At 68.5% G+C, this 15,483-nt stretch carries 16 protein-coding genes; 4 read left to right on the forward strand and 12 right to left on the reverse strand.

The window, feature by feature from the left end; translation table 11 throughout:
• Nucleotides 1–834 carry a pantoate--beta-alanine ligase gene (panC, locus tag WKF39_RS07505; RefSeq protein WP_340386939.1) on the reverse strand — a complete coding sequence of 278 codons (834 nt, stop codon included), beginning with the start codon at nucleotides 832–834 and terminating at the stop codon, nucleotides 1–3.
• A gap of 3 nt (nucleotides 835–837) precedes the next feature.
• Complete coding sequence (locus WKF39_RS07510) at nucleotides 838–1,740, reverse strand: Rossmann-like and DUF2520 domain-containing protein (RefSeq protein WP_340386940.1); 903 nt, start codon at nucleotides 1,738–1,740, stop codon at nucleotides 838–840.
• A 148-nt stretch (nucleotides 1,741–1,888) separates the two neighbouring features.
• Here WKF39_RS07510 and WKF39_RS07515 point away from each other — a divergent pair, with 148 nt between their 5' ends.
• The 4 genes from WKF39_RS07515 to WKF39_RS07530 all read left to right on the forward strand — a co-directional run bounded on the left by WKF39_RS07515 (nucleotide 1,889) and on the right by WKF39_RS07530 (nucleotide 7,370).
• Nucleotides 1,889–2,821, forward strand: a complete 933-nt coding sequence (locus WKF39_RS07515; protein ID WP_340386943.1) for an SAM-dependent methyltransferase — start codon at nucleotides 1,889–1,891, stop codon at nucleotides 2,819–2,821.
• Nucleotides 2,822–2,900: 79 nt separating this feature from the next.
• On the forward strand, nucleotides 2,901–4,442 hold the full coding sequence (locus tag WKF39_RS07520) for a polysaccharide pyruvyl transferase family protein (RefSeq protein WP_340386944.1): 1,542 nt from the start codon (nucleotides 2,901–2,903) through the stop codon (nucleotides 4,440–4,442).
• On the forward strand, nucleotides 4,439–5,581 hold the full coding sequence (locus WKF39_RS07525) for an NADH-quinone oxidoreductase subunit D (RefSeq protein ID WP_340386946.1): 1,143 nt from the start codon (nucleotides 4,439–4,441) through the stop codon (nucleotides 5,579–5,581). Before WKF39_RS07520 ends, WKF39_RS07525 begins: the two co-directional genes overlap by 4 nt.
• Before the next feature lie 127 nt (nucleotides 5,582–5,708).
• Nucleotides 5,709–7,370, forward strand: a complete 1,662-nt coding sequence (locus tag WKF39_RS07530) for a DUF885 domain-containing protein (protein ID WP_340386948.1) — start codon at nucleotides 5,709–5,711, stop codon at nucleotides 7,368–7,370.
• Nucleotides 7,371–7,378: 8 nt separating this feature from the next.
• On the opposite strand, the gene WKF39_RS07535 is transcribed toward WKF39_RS07530, so the two are convergent.
• The 10 genes from WKF39_RS07535 to WKF39_RS07580 form a co-directional block, all read right to left on the reverse strand.
• Entirely contained in the window at nucleotides 7,379–7,882 is a 504-nt protein-coding gene (locus WKF39_RS07535) for a DUF3180 domain-containing protein (protein WP_340386949.1), read from the reverse strand.
• Nucleotides 7,883–7,895: 13 nt separating this feature from the next.
• Nucleotides 7,896–8,459, reverse strand: coding sequence for a 2-amino-4-hydroxy-6-hydroxymethyldihydropteridine diphosphokinase (gene folK / locus WKF39_RS07540; protein ID WP_340386951.1), 564 nt, complete (start codon nucleotides 8,457–8,459; stop codon nucleotides 7,896–7,898).
• Nucleotides 8,456–8,833 carry a dihydroneopterin aldolase gene (folB, locus tag WKF39_RS07545; protein ID WP_340386953.1) on the reverse strand — a complete coding sequence of 126 codons (378 nt, stop codon included), beginning with the start codon at nucleotides 8,831–8,833 and terminating at the stop codon, nucleotides 8,456–8,458. The genes folK and folB overlap by 4 nt, the downstream gene beginning before the upstream one ends.
• Nucleotides 8,830–9,261 carry a nuclear transport factor 2 family protein gene (locus WKF39_RS07550; RefSeq protein ID WP_340386955.1) on the reverse strand — a complete coding sequence of 144 codons (432 nt, stop codon included), beginning with the start codon at nucleotides 9,259–9,261 and terminating at the stop codon, nucleotides 8,830–8,832. Before WKF39_RS07550 ends, folB begins: the two co-directional genes overlap by 4 nt.
• On the reverse strand, nucleotides 9,258–10,094 hold the full coding sequence (gene folP, locus WKF39_RS07555) for a dihydropteroate synthase (RefSeq protein ID WP_340386978.1): 837 nt from the start codon (nucleotides 10,092–10,094) through the stop codon (nucleotides 9,258–9,260). The genes WKF39_RS07550 and folP overlap by 4 nt, the downstream gene beginning before the upstream one ends.
• A gap of 42 nt (nucleotides 10,095–10,136) precedes the next feature.
• The gene (gene folE, locus WKF39_RS07560; RefSeq protein ID WP_340386957.1) at nucleotides 10,137–10,703 is read right to left on the reverse strand and encodes a GTP cyclohydrolase I FolE; all 567 of its coding nucleotides are present in this window, start codon (nucleotides 10,701–10,703) and stop codon (nucleotides 10,137–10,139) included.
• The gene (gene ftsH, locus WKF39_RS07565; protein ID WP_340386959.1) at nucleotides 10,700–12,718 is read right to left on the reverse strand and encodes an ATP-dependent zinc metalloprotease FtsH; all 2,019 of its coding nucleotides are present in this window, start codon (nucleotides 12,716–12,718) and stop codon (nucleotides 10,700–10,702) included. The genes folE and ftsH overlap by 4 nt, the downstream gene beginning before the upstream one ends.
• A gap of 145 nt (nucleotides 12,719–12,863) precedes the next feature.
• A complete protein-coding gene (gene hpt / locus WKF39_RS07570; RefSeq protein WP_340386980.1) occupies nucleotides 12,864–13,415 on the reverse strand; it encodes a hypoxanthine phosphoribosyltransferase in 552 nt (183 codons plus the stop codon).
• A 10-nt stretch (nucleotides 13,416–13,425) separates the two neighbouring features.
• A complete protein-coding gene (tilS, locus tag WKF39_RS07575; protein ID WP_340386961.1) occupies nucleotides 13,426–14,379 on the reverse strand; it encodes a tRNA lysidine(34) synthetase TilS in 954 nt (317 codons plus the stop codon).
• 3 nt (nucleotides 14,380–14,382) lie between these two features.
• Nucleotides 14,383–15,429, reverse strand: coding sequence for a zinc-dependent metalloprotease (locus tag WKF39_RS07580; RefSeq protein ID WP_340386963.1), 1,047 nt, complete (start codon nucleotides 15,427–15,429; stop codon nucleotides 14,383–14,385).
• Between the last annotated feature and the right edge of the window lie 54 nt (nucleotides 15,430–15,483).

Raw genomic sequence — 15,483 nt, forward strand, 5'->3', positions numbered from 1 at the left:
TCAAGCTCCTAGTCTGAGGGCGGTGTTGTCGAGGAGGCGCGGCGTGCCGACCCTGGCCGCCACGAGCAGGCGGGCCTCGGTGCCGGGTGTCGCCGCGCCGAGGTCGGGGTCGGTGAGGACGAGGTAGTCCGGCGTGATGTCTGCGGCGTCGAGCACGGCCCCGGCCGCCGCGAGTACGGCCGACGACCCGGCGGGCCCCGCAGCGACGCCCGCACGGAGGGCGGCCGAGATGGCGGCCGCCTGCTGTCGCTCCGCAGCGGACAGAAAGCGGTTGCGCGAGCTCATCGCCAGGCCATCGGCCTCACGCACGGTCGGGCAGCCGACGATGTCGATCCCTTGGGCCAGCTCGCTCGCCGTGTGCCGGATCAGCGTCAGCTGTTGATAGTCCTTCTCCCCGAACACCGCGACGTCAGGGCGTACGAGGCCGAACAGCTTCGCGACGACCGTCAGGACGCCGCGGAAGTGGGTCGGCCGGACGGCTCCCTCGAGGATCGAGCCGAGCGGTCCCGGGTCGACCGTGACGGTGGCGTCGAGCCCGGTCGGGTACATCGTCGGGACGGTCGGCGCGAAGACCACATCGACGCCCGCCTCTGCGCAACGCTCGAGGTCGGGGTCGAACGTACGAGGGTAGGCCTCGAAGTCCTCACCCGGCGCGAACTGGGTGGGGTTGACGAAGATTGAGGCGACCAGGGTCTCGCCGAGGGGTCGAGCGTGCTTGAGCAGCTGGACGTGCCCGTCGTGCAACGCACCCATCGTGGGGACGAACGAGACGGACGATCCGCCGCGGGCAGCGACGAGCTCGGCGCGCGTACGCGCGATGGTCGGCGTGGCCATGGGTCAGATCCCGGCGGCGATGTCGGCGAGAGTGTCCCAGTCGGCCTCGTCGAGGACCTGGCGGATCGTGCCGGCCTGTCCCGGTGCCAACCGGCCGTCGGACTCGGCGCGACCAGCGGTGGCCCGCGCGAGCTCGAGGTAGGCGTCGACCGTCGCGTCATCGACATCCGCAGCGGCCAGCGCGTCGACATGTGCGCGGATCGTGGTCACGTCACCCCGCACCACCGGACCGGTCAGGGCCGCGTCTCCGTAGGCGAGCACATTGTCGAGGGCAGCGCCCAGCAGCGGCCGCAGGACGGCGGCCGGATCAGCCGAGCCGGCAGTGCGGAGCAGGTCCATCGACTGGGCGACCAGCGTGACGAGGTGGTTGGCGCCGTGTGCGAGCGCGGCGTGATAGAGCGCGCGATCGGCCTCGGCAACCCACATCGGGGTCCCGCCGAGGGCCGCCACGAGCTCCTCGGCGAGCGGGCGCTCAGCGGGACCGGCAGTCAGGCCGTAGACCGGTGTGCGCACGAGATCCACCGGTGTGCCCGTGAAGGTCATGGCGGGGTGGAAGGCGATCGGGCGAGCGCCGAGTCGAGTCAGCGAGGCGAGCGCGTCGAGGCCATGACGACCGCTCGTGTGGAGGACGTACTGGCCGCGGCGAATGGCTCCGGACGCCGCGAGCTCCTCGGCGATCGCGATCAAGTCGTCGTCGGGCACCGCGAGCACGAGGATGTCGCTCGCCGCGGTCACCTCGGTCGGCGTGAGGACCTCGGCGCCGGGCAGCAAGGTACGGATGCGGAGCTGTGAGGCGGTGGACCGCCCGCTCACCCCCGCGAGGGGATAGCCGGCCGAGCGCAGACGGGATGCGAGAACCGCACCGACCCTGCCGGCTCCGACCACGCCGATGGTGTGACGCAACATGTGGTGCCTTTCGTTCCAGTCCCGCAAGCGGGTACCAGACAAACTGACGAGCCCAGTCTACCTTCACGAGGTCACGGCGACAGGGCTGGCGGTATGCCATGAGTCACACGGTCGGGGATCACGTGGGATCGGCTCTACGGTTGGACGCATGACGAAGCGGCCGCTCCCCTGGCGTGACGCGTGGGAGCAGGCGCTGTATGCCGACGGGGGATTCTTCCGGCGCAGCCGACCGGCCGAGCACTTTCGCACCAGCGCCCACGTGGGGGAGTTCGCGGGAGCGATGGCCGAGCTCGTGCGGCGCTCGGCTGCGCCCACGGTCGTAGATCTCGGTGCTGGTGGCGGCGAGCTGTTGGCAGCCCTCCGCCCCCTGGTCGGCGACGCTGTCGAGCTCGTCGGCGTCGAGCTCGCAGACCGCCCGACCGGCCTGCCCGCCTCGATCGGCTGGCTCTCCACACTGCCTGACCACGTGGACGGCTTGCTGATCGCCAACGAATGGCTCGACAACATCCCGTGCGACATCGTCGAGGTGGCCGGCGACGGAGTCATCCGTGAGGTGCTCGTCGATCCCGCGACGGGCGAGGAGACGCTCGGCGATCCCTACGATTCGCCCTGGCTGCGGGACTGGTGGCCGGTGGCCGAGCCCGGTGAGCGAGCGGAGGTCGGAGCCGCGCGCGACGCCGCCTGGTCCGGCGCCGTCTCGCGGGTCAGTGGCACCGCCGTCGCGATCGACTACGGACACACCCTCGCCGACCGACCGCCATTTGGAACCCTGCGTTCGTACGCCGCCGGCCGCGAGGTCGACGTCATCCCGGACGGGAGCCGCGACGTCACCGCCCACGTCGCGATCGACTCGGTCGCCGCAGTGACCGGCGGACACACGCTCCGGCAACGCGAGGCGCTCAGCACCCTCGGCCTCGACGCGTCCTGTCCGCCGATCGATCTGGCCCGCAGCGATCCTGCGGGCTATCTGCAGAAGCTCGCCGCCGCCGGGGAGGTCGGGGAGCTGATCGCCCGTGGGGGACTCGGCGACTTCTGGTGGCTGGTCACGGACACCACGGGTCATGGAACACTTGCCCCATGAGCGAGCGCCAGCGAGCGAGTCATGAAGCAGTCATCATGCCGACAGCTCCGTATCGTGGCTTCTCCTCGGAGATATCGGCATGACGCGGCTGTTGATCCGATCGGGCAAGGATCCATTCACCCCCGTCGTCGCGGAGTCGACGCTGACGCAGGACGTCTTCAACAGCAACAGCGGCAACTACCTCTTCCAGCACGCGGTCTGGAAGGCCCTGTCGGTCGACGGTGCCGAGCTCGTCTCCAACGGCACGCTGTCAGAGCGGGTGACGCCCGCGCCAGATGACGCAGCCCACGTCAACGAGGAGTTCGACCACTTCGTCGTGCCGATGGCCAACGCGTTCCGGCCCGAGTTCGCGCCGCGCCTCGACCGGCTCAGCGAGCTGCTCAAGGACCTCACGATTCCAGTCACGGTGACCGGGATCGGCGCCCAGGCGGCCCATGGGCAGGGCGTCGAGTCACTCGAGCCGATCGCCGAAACGGTCAAGCGCTTCGTCGGTCTCGTGCTCGATCGTTCGGCCTCGATCGGCGTGCGCGGCGAGTTCACCCGGTCCTACCTGCTGGAGCTGGGCTTCCCCGAGAACTCCATCACGGTGATCGGTTGCCCCTCGTTGTTCCTCCATGGTCGAGACTTCGCGGTGGACAAGAAGGTCGACTCGATCTCCACCGACAGCCCACTCGCGCTCAACCTCACGCCCGAGGTCGCCGGGATCGGCGCATTCGCCACGTCCCAGGCCGCGCGCCACCCCAACTTGACCTACGTCGCCCAGGACGCCCACGACCTCCGGATGCTGCTGTGGGGCGTGCCGTTCCCGAACGTCCACGATCCGCTCGTGCCGGTCCACCTCGAGCATCCGCTCTACCAGGCCGACCGCATCCGGCTCTTCCTCGATACCTGGACCTGGTACGACTTCCTCGCGACGCAGGACTTCGCCTACGGCACCCGTTTCCACGGCAACGTCGCGGCGCTCCTCGGGCGTACGCCGGCGCTCCTGCTGGCGCACGACTCACGCACGCTCGAGCTCGCCGAGTATCACCAGATGCCCTACACGCTGATGCCAGAGTTCGACGCCGAGCTCAAGGCCGAGGACCTCTATGAGTCGACCGACATGTCGCAGTTCAATGCAGCGCTGCCGGAGGGCTTCGACCGCTACACCGCATTCCTGGAGCGCAACGGGCTCGCGCACATCTGGGGAGAGGGCAACGGCACCGGCGAATTCGACCAGCTGCTCGAGGCCGCCAGGTTCCCGCCGCCGGTCCATCCCCTCATCGCATCCGACGGCCACGAGATCGCCGCTCGGCTGAAGTGGCTGCTCGACGGGATGGTTCTGGACATCACCCGCCATCCCCAGGCATATGAGCGGCCGTTCCCGCACCCGGCGTGGAGGGGCGCCGGCAGCCGGCACGCCCGCGTCCAGCGCGCGACTGACGAGAAGATCGCCACGCAGAAGCGACAGACCAGCGAGTTGCTGGCGACGCAGAAGCGACAGACAAACGAGAAGCTGGCGACGCAGAAACGGCAGATCGACGAGCTGCGCGCCCGTCTGGAGCGGATCGAGCGCAACTCGCCCCGCGGCATCGCACGTCGGCTGATCCGGCGGCTCCGGCGGACGTTCAGGCGCTCATGACCGAGGTGACCGCCAGCGTCGGGACCGGCTTCGCCACGACCGACATGGTGCTCAACATCGGGCCGCAGCACCCGGCCACGCACGGCGTGCTGCGCCTGCGGCTGACGCTCGACGGCGAGCGGGTCATGGCGTGCGAGCCGATCATCGGCTACATGCACCGTGGCGTCGAGAAGCTCTTCGAGGTGCGCGACTACCGCCAGATCATCGTGCTTGCCAACCGACACGACTGGCTCAGTGCGTTCTCCTCCGAGCTCGGCGTCGTCCTCGCGGTCGAGGACATGCTCGGCATGGAGGTCCCCGAGCGAGCGACCTGGATCCGTACGCTCCTCGCCGAGCTCAACCGGGTGCTCAACCATCTGATGTTCCTCGGCTCCTACCCCCTCGAGCTGGGCGCGATCACGCCGATCTTCTATGCGTTCCGCGAGCGGGAGACGATCCAGGAGGTCATGGAAGAGGTGTCCGGCGGCCGGATGCACTACATGTTCAACCGGGTCGGTGGCCTCAAGGAGGACATCCCTGCGGGCTGGACGGGTCGGGCCACGGCCGCCATCGCGACGGTCCGTGCTCGCCTGACCGAGCTCGAGGACCTGATCTTCGGCAACGAGATCTTCCGGGCACGCACCCGCGGGATCGGGGTGCTGTCGCCCGAGCTCGTGCATGCCTACGGTGTCTCGGGGCCCATCGCGCGCGCCTCGGGCCTCGACCTGGATCTGCGCCGGGACGAGCCCTATCTGGCCTACGGCGAGCTGCAGGACGTGCTCCGGGTGCCGGTCATGACCGACGGCGACTGTTACGCGCGGTTCGCGGTCCTCCTCGAGCAGACCAAGGTGTCGCTCGACCTCGCCGACGCCTGCCTGGCCCGGCTCTCCGACCTGGCGCCCGGGCCCGTGAACGTACGGCTGCCCAAGATTCTCAAGGCGCCGGAGGGTTCGACATACGTGTGGACCGAGAACCCGCTCGGGCTCAACGGCTACTACCTCGTCTCGCGCGGCGAGAAGACGCCGTGGCGGCTCAAGCTGCGATCGGCGTCGTTCAACAATGTGGCGGTGCTGCCCGAGATCGTCGGCGGCACGGTCGTCGCCGACCTCGTCGCGATCCTCGGTTCGATGTTCTTCGTCGTGGGCGACATCGACAAGTAGCGATCAGCTTCGCCTTGAGGACGCCTCGTGCGTCGATCACTCGCGACAGCCCACACAGAGACGCGCGACGGGCCGATGCGGGAGCAGCCGAGCACCCAGTCCCACCACCTGTGGCTAGGGTCGGAGGATGGCCGCGCAGACACCCCGCACCCCGACCGACCTCGACACCCTCGCCGAAGAATGGCTCGACATCATGCTCGACCTCGAGCCCGAGCTGCGCATCCACCTCGGCCGCGAGGGCCGTGAGTCCGACTATGCGGACCGGTCACCTGACGGCGTTGCTGCGGCAGCCGATGCAACTCGGGCGATGCTGGCGCGCGTACGAGCGACCGACCCGGTCGACGCGGTCGACGCGATCACGCAGGCCGAGCTGATCCGGACACTCGGGCTCGACATCGAGCGGGTCGAGGCCGGCTTCTGGCAGCGCGACCTCAACGTCATCGCCTCCCCCGGGCAGGACCTGCGCGACGTCTTCGACCTGATGTCCACCGACACCCCGGAGCACTGGGCCCATATCGCCACCCGCATGCAGAATGTGCCCGGCGCGATGACGGGCTACCTCGACTCCCTGCGGATCGGGATCGCCGCCGGCAACATGCCCGCGATCCGCCAGGTGCGCGAGGTCGCCGACCAGGCGCGCAAGCTGACCGGGCCCGACAACTTCTTCAGGACCTTCGCCGCGAGTGCAGACGTGCCGGACTCGCTCAAGCGTGACCTCGAGGCAGGGGCGAGAGCGGCCAGTGAGGCATACGCGACCATGGCGGACTTCCTGGAGCGCGAGCTCGCGCCCCAGGCACCGGAGCCCGACGGCGTCGGGCGCGAGCACTATGCCATCGCATCGCGCTACTTCGTCGGTGCCGAGATCGACCTCGACGAGACCTACGAATGGGGTCTGGAGGAGCTGGCCCGCATGGTCGCGGAGCAGGAGGCGATCGCCGACCGCATCCTGCCCGGCGCCACCGTGGCGCAAGCCATCGAGAAGCTCGACACAGATCCGGCGCACAAGCTCCACGGCACCGAAGCCCTGCGGGCCTGGATGCAGGAGACGAGCGATCGTGCCGTGGCGGACCTCGGGCGTACGCATTTCGACATCCCCGAGCCGATGCGGCGGCTCGAGTGCATGATCGCGCCGACGCAGGAGGGCGGCATCTACTACACCCCGCCCAGCGAGGACTTCGAGCGCGCTGGCCGCATGTGGTGGAGCGTGCCCGAGGGGATCACCGAGTTCGACACGTGGCGCGAGCTGACGACGGTCTATCACGAGGGGGTGCCGGGCCACCACCTCCAGTGCGGGCTCGCCATCCACAACAGCGCCGAGCTCAACTCGTGGCGCCGGATGAACTGGAACTCTGGCCACGGTGAGGGCTGGGCGCTCTACGCCGAGCGGCTGATGTCCGATCTCGGCTATCTCGACGACCCGGCCGACCGGCTGGGGATGCTCGACGGGCAGCGCATGCGGGCCGCCCGGGTCGTGGTCGACATCGGCGTCCACCTGGGCAAGCCGAAGCCTGACGGCAGCGGCACGTGGACTGGCGATGACGCCTTCGGGTTCATGGCCCAGCACGTCAACATGAACGAACCGTTCGTACGCTTCGAGGTCAATCGCTATCTGGGTTGGCCTGGTCAGGCACCGTCCTACAAGGTCGGGCAACGCATGTGGGAGCAGCTGAGAGATGAGTATGTCGAAGCGAACGGCCCCGATCTCAAGGAGTTCCACCGCCGGGCACTCGCGGTCGGCAGTGTCGGCCTCGGCACCCTGCGCCAGACCCTCCTGTCAGACTCCCGCTGAGGCGGGGGTCACGCAGGCGTCGGGTCGGGACGACCCTTGGCCGCCTTGCCGTCCGTGCCCTCGTCGTCGTCGCCGGGCACGCGGCAGGCTCTCTCAAGCAGCAGTGCCGCGATCAGCAGCAGGAGGCTGGCGATCGCAGCGGCGCCAGCGCGGGTGACCCGCTCCGTGCCAAGCGGGGAGTCGAGCGCATCGATGAAGGCCAGGGCGAAACCGCCGTAGACACCCGCCACGAGCGCCCCGACGACCGCACACGACTTGGCCAGCGAGAGCATCTTGATGCCGTGGTCGGCCGTCATCCGTTCGTGCTCCTTGTGGAGGCTCTTCCACGTGCTCCAGGCGAAGGCGCCCACCACCGCTGCGGCGAACGCCAGCGTGAGCGGCGCTGCCCAGGTGAGCCGCGGCACTGTGCCGTCCAGCCGCACGATCAGTGGAGGCAGGAGCCGGCCTGCGACAAGTCCCGACCCGATCAACGCAGCGATCAGCACCGCAGATGTGGGCCGGACCCGATTCATGCGTGAGACGAGATCACAGAATGATCTCGAGGTCCTCGCGCTTGTGCACGCCCGAGGTATCGACTCCCTCGAGCAGGTCGGCGACGAAGCCCTTGCCCGGGATCTCGCCCTCGGGGTCGATCTCGAGCCATGGCACCAGGACGAAGCCGCGCTCGTGCGCGCGAGGATGCGGCAGCTTGAGCGACTCGTCGTCAGCGACCCGGGGTCCGACCACGATCAGGTCGACGTCGAGTGTGCGGGGCGCTCCGGGCTCATTACGCTCACGACCGAATGCATCCTCGATCGCCAGAGCGCGGTCGAGCAGCGTGTGCACCGTGAGCGTCGTGTCGATCAGCACCACGGCATTGAGGAACTTGCCCGAGCCATCAGGGGCGTCGACGGGGTCGGTCTCGTAGACCGAGGAGATCGCGACGACCGTGACCTCCGGGGTGTCCTCCAACGTGGATACGCCACCCTGAAGCTTTCCGTGCCGATCGCCCAAGTTGGACCCGAGCGACAGGACGGCCTGACGGATGGGCCGCATCCCGCCGGTCATCGTGTCGGCGTCCAGGACGTACGGTGTGGGCGCTTCGGTCACAGTTTGCTCCGCTCTATCGTGACGGCGACATCTTCGAACGTCACCTCGATGGGCGCTTCCGGCTTGTGCACCGTCACGCTAACCCATTGGACCGACTCTTCGGCCAGGCACAAGTCCACCACACGAAGCGCGAGCGTCTCAATCAGGTCGACCGGGTCGCCGACGATCGCATCGTGTACCTGCTGCGCGAGCACGCCGTAGTGCACGGTCTTGGACAGATCGTGATCACGCGCCGCAGGACCCAGATCCAGCCCCAGACTGACGTCGGCGGTGAACGTCTGTCCGTTCTGCCGCTCCTCGGCGAAGACCCCATGGAAGCCGCGAGCCGAGATGCCCCGCAGGTCGATACGGTCGAGCCCGTCCGGGAATGTCATGCCGTGTCCTCGTCCTCGATGTGCAGCTCGGCGATCGGGGAGGCGTGGCGTGACCAGAACTTCCAACCCCCCGGTTGCTTGACCAAGATACTGGTGCACACCGCCTTGCCACCCGTGAACGCGTCGACGGATCCCCCATCGCCGGACAAGATGTTCTCGGTGCAGCTCACGGCCACCGTCGTCGGCTCGGCGTCACCACGCGGGAACGCCGTCACCTCGACGTCGGTGAGGAAGAACTGGATGTAGCCGACATTGGCCATCAGCACGGTCCACGACCGCAGGACCTGCGCCGTGCCCCGCAGCGGGAGTGCGCCGGGGTGGACACACGACGTCTCGGGATCATCGACCCACAGGGAGGCCATGAGGTCGACGTCGCCGGTCTCGACAGCGTCGTAGAACGCCCGATGAGTCGTCAAGTAGTCGCTCACTCGGCCTCCTTCCAGACCTGTGGAGTCAGCTCACGTTCCAGCCGCGCGACGACGCGGACGGCGTCCGCCGAGGCCGAGGGCTCGTGCACGCGTACGCACCAGGCGCCCGCCGCTGCCGCGATCGTCGTGATCGCCGCCGTCGCATCCTCGCGCCGGTCAGGGGGCCGCAGCTGCTCCTCCCCGTCGGGCGACGTGCCGGCCAGCAGCTCACCGAGGAAGCGCTTGCGCGACGCCGCGACCAGGAGCCGATGTCCCAGCCCCACGAATGTCTCGAGGTGCGCGAGGACCGTCCAGTTCTGCTCGCCGGTCTTGGAGAACCCCAGGCCTGGGTCGAGGATGATCTGCCCGGGATCGACGCCGGCACCTACGGCCGCATCGACCTGCACCGTCAGCTCCCGGGTGATGTCCTCGACGAGGTCGTCGTAGTGCGTGTGGTTCTGCATCGCCGCGGAGTGCTCTCGCCAGTGCATCAGGACGATCGGTGTGCCGGCCCGCGCGGCGATCGCCATCATGTCCGGGTCGGACCGACCGCCGGACACGTCGTTGACGAGCAGTGCGCCTGCGTCGATCGCCTGGCGAGCCGTCGAGGCACGCATCGTGTCGACCGAGACCGTGATCCCCTCGGCGACCAGGCCACGGATGACCGGGATGACCCGGCGCAGCTCCTCGTCGCCGTCGATGCGCGTCGCGCCTGGCCGGGTCGACTCGCCGCCGATGTCGACCAGATCGGCACCCTGCGCGACCAGGTCGACACCGTGCTGGATCGCATCGGGGGCATCGAGCCATCGACCCCCGTCGGAGAACGAGTCAGGAGTGACGTTCACGACGCCCATCACGAGGCATCGGCCCTCGGGCAGCCCAGGCAGCACAGCGACCTAGCGTGCCGTGATGAGGCCCATGGCCTCGGCTCGGGTCGCCGGATCACGCAGCTGTCCGCGCACGGCGCTGGTCACGGTCTTGGCCCCGCCCTTGCGAACTCCCCGCATCGTCATGCAGAGGTGCTCGGCCTCGATCACGACTATGACGCCCCGCGGGTTGAGGTGCTCGATGAGGGCGTCGGCGATCTGAGTCGTGAGCCGCTCCTGGACCTGCGGGCGGCGGGCAAACACGTCGACGACGCGGGCGAGCTTGGACAATCCGGTGACCCGCCCTCCGTCTGTCGGGATGTATCCGACATGGGCGACACCGAAGAACGGGACGAGGTGGTGCTCGCACATCGACCACATCTCGATGTCCTTGACCAGCACGAGCTCGTCGTGCCCGACCTCGAACACCGCGGTGAGGACCTCGTCGGGGTTCTGGTCCATGCCCGCCAGCAGCTCTTCGTAGGACTTGGCGACCCGCGCAGGCGTGTCCCTGAGGCCGTCGCGGTCCGGATCCTCGCCGATCGCCAGCAGCAGCTCGCGAATCGCCGCCTCCGCGCGTGGACGGTCCACCGTCACGGCAGGTCCGGGCTGCCGTGGACGTCAGGGCCGGCCGGCGGCGGGGCGTCGACTCCGGCGCCGGGGCCGATCACGATCGGCGTGCCGTTGGTGCCGTTCTGGCCGCTGTAGGACTGGCCGGCGATCGTGTCGACCGGCGGCAGCGTCGACGGGACGCGAGTGTCCGACCCGGTCCACGCGGGACGTACGTCACGACGACGCAGCGGCACGAAGATCTCGGCGACCTGGGCCTTGTCGAGGGTCTCCTTCTCGAGCAGCTCGGTGACGAGCGCGTCGAGGATGTCGCGGTTCTCCGTCAAGATGTCGAACGCCTCCTGATGGGCGAAGGAGATCAGCTTGTTGATCTCCTCGTCAACCACCGCGGCGACGGCCTCGGAGTAGTTGCGGGCGTGGCCGATGTCGCGACCCAGGAACGGCTGACCTTCGTTCTCGCCGAGCCGGACGGCGCCGAGGCGCTCGGTCATGCCGTACTGCGTCACCATCGCGCGGGCCAGGCCGGTGGCCTTCTCGATGTCGTTGCCGGCGCCCGTGGTCGGGTCGTGGAAGACGAGCTCCTCGGCCGCCCGGCCACCCATCATGTAGGCGAGCTTGTCGAGCAGCTCGGCCCGGGTCTGGGAGTACTTGTCCTCATCCGGCAGCACCATGGTGTAGCCGAGAGCTCGGCCACGCGGGAGGATCGTGATCTTGTGCACCGGGTCGCTCTGCGGGAGCGCCGCGGCCACGAGCGCATGGCCGCCCTCGTGATACGCCGTGATGCGCCGCTCGTTCTCATTCATCAGCCGGCTGCGCTTCTGCGGGCCGGAGATGACCCGGTCGATCGCCTCGTCGAGCGCGGCGTTGTCGATCGTCTTGGCGCCGTTGCGGGCCGTGAGCAGCGCGGCCTCGTTGAGCACATTGGCCAGGTCGGCGCCGCTGAAGCCGGGCGTACGCCGGCCGATGGCGCCCAGATCCACACCGGGGGCGAGGGGCTTGCCGCGTGAGTGGACCTTGAGGATCTGCGTACGGCCGGCGAGGTCGGGTGCCTCGACGCCGATCTGCCGGTCGAAGCGGCCGGGGCGAAGGAGTGCCGGGTCGAGCACATCGGGCCGGTTGGTGGCTGCGATCAGGATGACCCCACCGCGTACGTCGAAGCCGTCCATCTCGACGAGGAGCTGGTTGAGGGTCTGCTCACGCTCGTCGTGGCCGCCGCCCATGCCGGTGCCGCGGTGGCGCCCGACGGCGTCGATCTCATCGATGAAGACGATGGCCGGAGCATTTTCCTTGGCCTGCTCGAACAGGTCGCGCACGCGGCTCGCGCCGACACCGACGAACATCTCGACGAAGTCCGAGCCCGAGATCGAGTAGAACGGGACGCCGGCCTCACCTGCGACAGCGCGGGCGAGCAGGGTCTTGCCGGTGCCGGGAGGGCCATACAGCAGGACGCCCTTGGGGATCTTGGCGCCGACGGCCTGGAACTTGGCCGGCTCCTGCAGGAACTCCTTGATCTCGCCTAGCTCCTCGATCGCCTCATCACATCCCGCAACGTCGGAGAACGTCGTCTTGGGGGTGTCCTTGGTCATGAGCTTGGCCTTGGACTTGGCGAACTTCATGACGCCGCTGCCGCCACCTTGCATGCGGCTCATGATGAACAAGAAGATGCCGACGAACAGCAGCAGCGGCAGGATCGCGCCGACGAACGTGCTCAACAGGCCGGCTTTGGGAACCTCGACGTCGTAGACCTTGAGCTTCTTGGCCTCGTACGCCGTCTGGGCCTTCTCGACCAGTGCCGATCCCTGGTCACCGAGCCACTTGGCCTTGACCTTCTTGCCGTCGTCGAGGGTCGCCTGGATCTGCTGGTCACCCTCGATGAAGGTGACCTCCTTGACCTTGGCGTCCTCCAGATAGCTGACCATCGTGGCGGTCTTGACGGTCTTGTAGCCGTCGGCGCTCGAGGAGTACTGCAAGATGGCGATCACAGCGATCACGATCACGGCAACAATGAGCCAGGGGCCCTTGAAGAGGCGTTTGAAATTCATGTACGGCGTGGAGCGGGTCCACTCCTCCTCAGTGCTGGTCGGTAGTCAGACGGTACACGGAGCGCCGTCCACCAGTTGAACGTGCATCCGGTCGCTCAACGTTCCCCGTCAGCGTTCGCCCGCAGCGAACCAGGCCCTGCGGTTCCTAGGAATAGACGTGGGGTGACAGCGTGCCGATGCACCGAAGATTGCGGTACTTCTCGTTGTAGTCCAGGCCGTAGCCGACGACGAATGCATTGGGGATGTCGAACCCGACGTACTTGACCGGGACGTCCATCTGCTGGGCATCGGGCTTGCGCAGCAGCGTTGCGATCTCGACCGACGCCGGACCGCGCGAGCGGAGGTTGGTGATGAGCCAGGACAGCGTGAGTCCGGTGTCGATGATGTCCTCGACGATCAGGACGTGGCGGTCCTTGAGATCGGTGTCCAGATCCTTGAGGATGCGGACCACGCCGGACGACTTGGTGCCCGACCCGTAGGACGACACCGCCATCCAGTCCATCTCGACGTGGCGGTCCAGGCTGCGGGCCAGGTCGGCCATGACCATCACGGCGCCCTTGAGCACGCCGACCAGCAGGACGTCCTGGCCCTCGTAGTCCGCCTCGATCTGCGCCGCCATCTCCTTCAACCGGGCAACGATCTGCTCCTCGGTGAACAGGGTCTGATCGAGCTCGAGGTCGTCTTCGACATGCGTCATCTCCACGGGTTCACCTTCCCACAGGGGTCGGCAGGTAGGACAACGAATCCCCCACCCGGGTGCAGGCGATGCCTCCGGGCAGCTCGATCCGGACCTGTCCGTGCCAGCCGGTGACCAGGCGATCGAGCTCCCCCAGGTGCGCCGAGGTCAGCGCGGAGCCGTCGACGCCCGCGGCCAGGGCAGTCCGGCGGAGAGTCCGCGATCGGACCGCGGGGGGCAGGTCGAGCAAAGTCGGCACATCGAGAGGCTCGCTCACGGCCGCGGCGATCTCGTCGAGGTGTGCGCTGTCGGCGCGCACCTGGTCGGCGGTGCGCGCCAAGGCCTCGGCCACCCCGCCACCGAGCACATCCTCGAGCAGCGGCATGGCCTCCGCCCGGATGCGGGCCCGCCGAAAGGCCGGGTCGCAGTTGTGCGGGTCGACCCACCACGTGAGCTGATGCGCTCGACAGATCTGCTCCGTCTGGGCTCTGCGGAGCGAAAGGAATGGGCGCCGCATCACACCGTCACCGGCAGACAGACCGGCGAGCGAGCGCGGGCCGGCGCCCCGGCCGAGACCCAGCAGGACCGTCTCGGCCTGGTCATCGAGCGTGTGGGCCAGCAGGACGGCATCGGCGCGGGCGCCTTGGAGCGCCTGATAGCGGGCTCGGCGGGCCGCCGCCTCCGGCCCTCCGTCCGTGCCGACCTCGACGCGCACGACTTGCGCCTCGACGCCGAGGGTGGCGAGCTGGTCCGCGGCCCGGGCGGCAACCTCAGCAGAGCCGGCCTGCAGCTGATGGTCCACGACGACCGCAGACACGTCGTATGCCTCGCGGCCGGCCACGAAGGCGGTCACCGCGGCGAGGGCGAGGGAGTCCGCGCCACCGGAGACACCGACGACCAGACGGCTCCCGGGTCCGAGGTCCTGGAGCGCTGCGCGTACGAGGTTGCGGCCCGTCGCGACCGCAGGATCCAGTGCGCCGCCCATGCCCTAGCCGTGCACGCGGGCGACCCACGACGGCGGGTCGAGGATCTCGGACTTCGTGGGCAGATTGGCCGGCTCGGCCCACACCGCGTTGAAACCCGAGAGCCCGACCCGATCGTTGACCTCGCGGACGAACTCAGCCCCGTCGCGATATTGGCGCATCTTGGCGTCGAGCCCCAGCAGCCGGCGCAGGAGCCGGTCGAGACCGCTGGCACCCTTTCGCCGCTCGGTGAACTTGCGCCGGATCTCGGCCACGCTCGGAATGACCTCAGGGCCCACACCATCCATCACGACGTCGGCATGGCCCTCCAGCAGCGACATCATGCCGGTCATGCGGTCGACGATCTCGCGCTGCTTGTCGTTCTGGAACAGCTCGGCCAGGGACGCCTCAGACGTGCCGCGGGCGATGCGGATCGCCTCGCCCAGACCGTCGGTGAGGAGCGACGACAACGCCGACGCGTCGAGGTCCGTGGCGTCGACGAACTCATCAAGCAGGGTGCGCAGATGGTCGCGCATCCAGTCGACAGCGGTGAACTGCACACGATGCGTCTCTTCGTGGAGGCACACCCAGAGCCGGAAGTCGTGGGGATCGACACCGAGCTCACGCTCTGCCTGCACGATGTTGGGGGCCACGAGCAGGAGCCGTCCGGCCTCGCCGTTCGGGCCGCTCCAGAACGGGTCGAACTGGCCCAGCACCTTGGTCGACATGAACGACATGAGGGCCCCGAGCTCGGCACCGCTGATCTTCTCGCCGACGGTTCGGCCGAGGCCGGTCGGCATCTTGTTGGACTCGGCGAGCTTGGTCATGACCGGATCCATGACCAGCTTGAACGTGTCGAGGTTGGCCTCGATCCAGCGCGGACGGTCGACCACGAGGACCGGTGCCGTGGCAGAAGTCGCGTGCAGGTCGCTGAACTCGCGGACCGGCTGCTCGGACCTGGCCGCCCCATCGCGCAGCTCGGCAACGGCCTCGGCGACCTCGGTCGCCGACACGTCAGGGCCTGGCTTCGACAGCATCGTCGCGGTCGAGAGCGCGAGCTTCCAATCGATCATGCCCCCAACCGTAGTCGCGGAGACCGAACGAGCGCAGCGAGTGAGCGTCTAACC

The sequence above is a fragment of the Aeromicrobium sp. genome (assembly GCF_037719875.1).
GTDB lineage: Bacteria > Actinomycetota > Actinomycetes > Propionibacteriales > Nocardioidaceae > Aeromicrobium.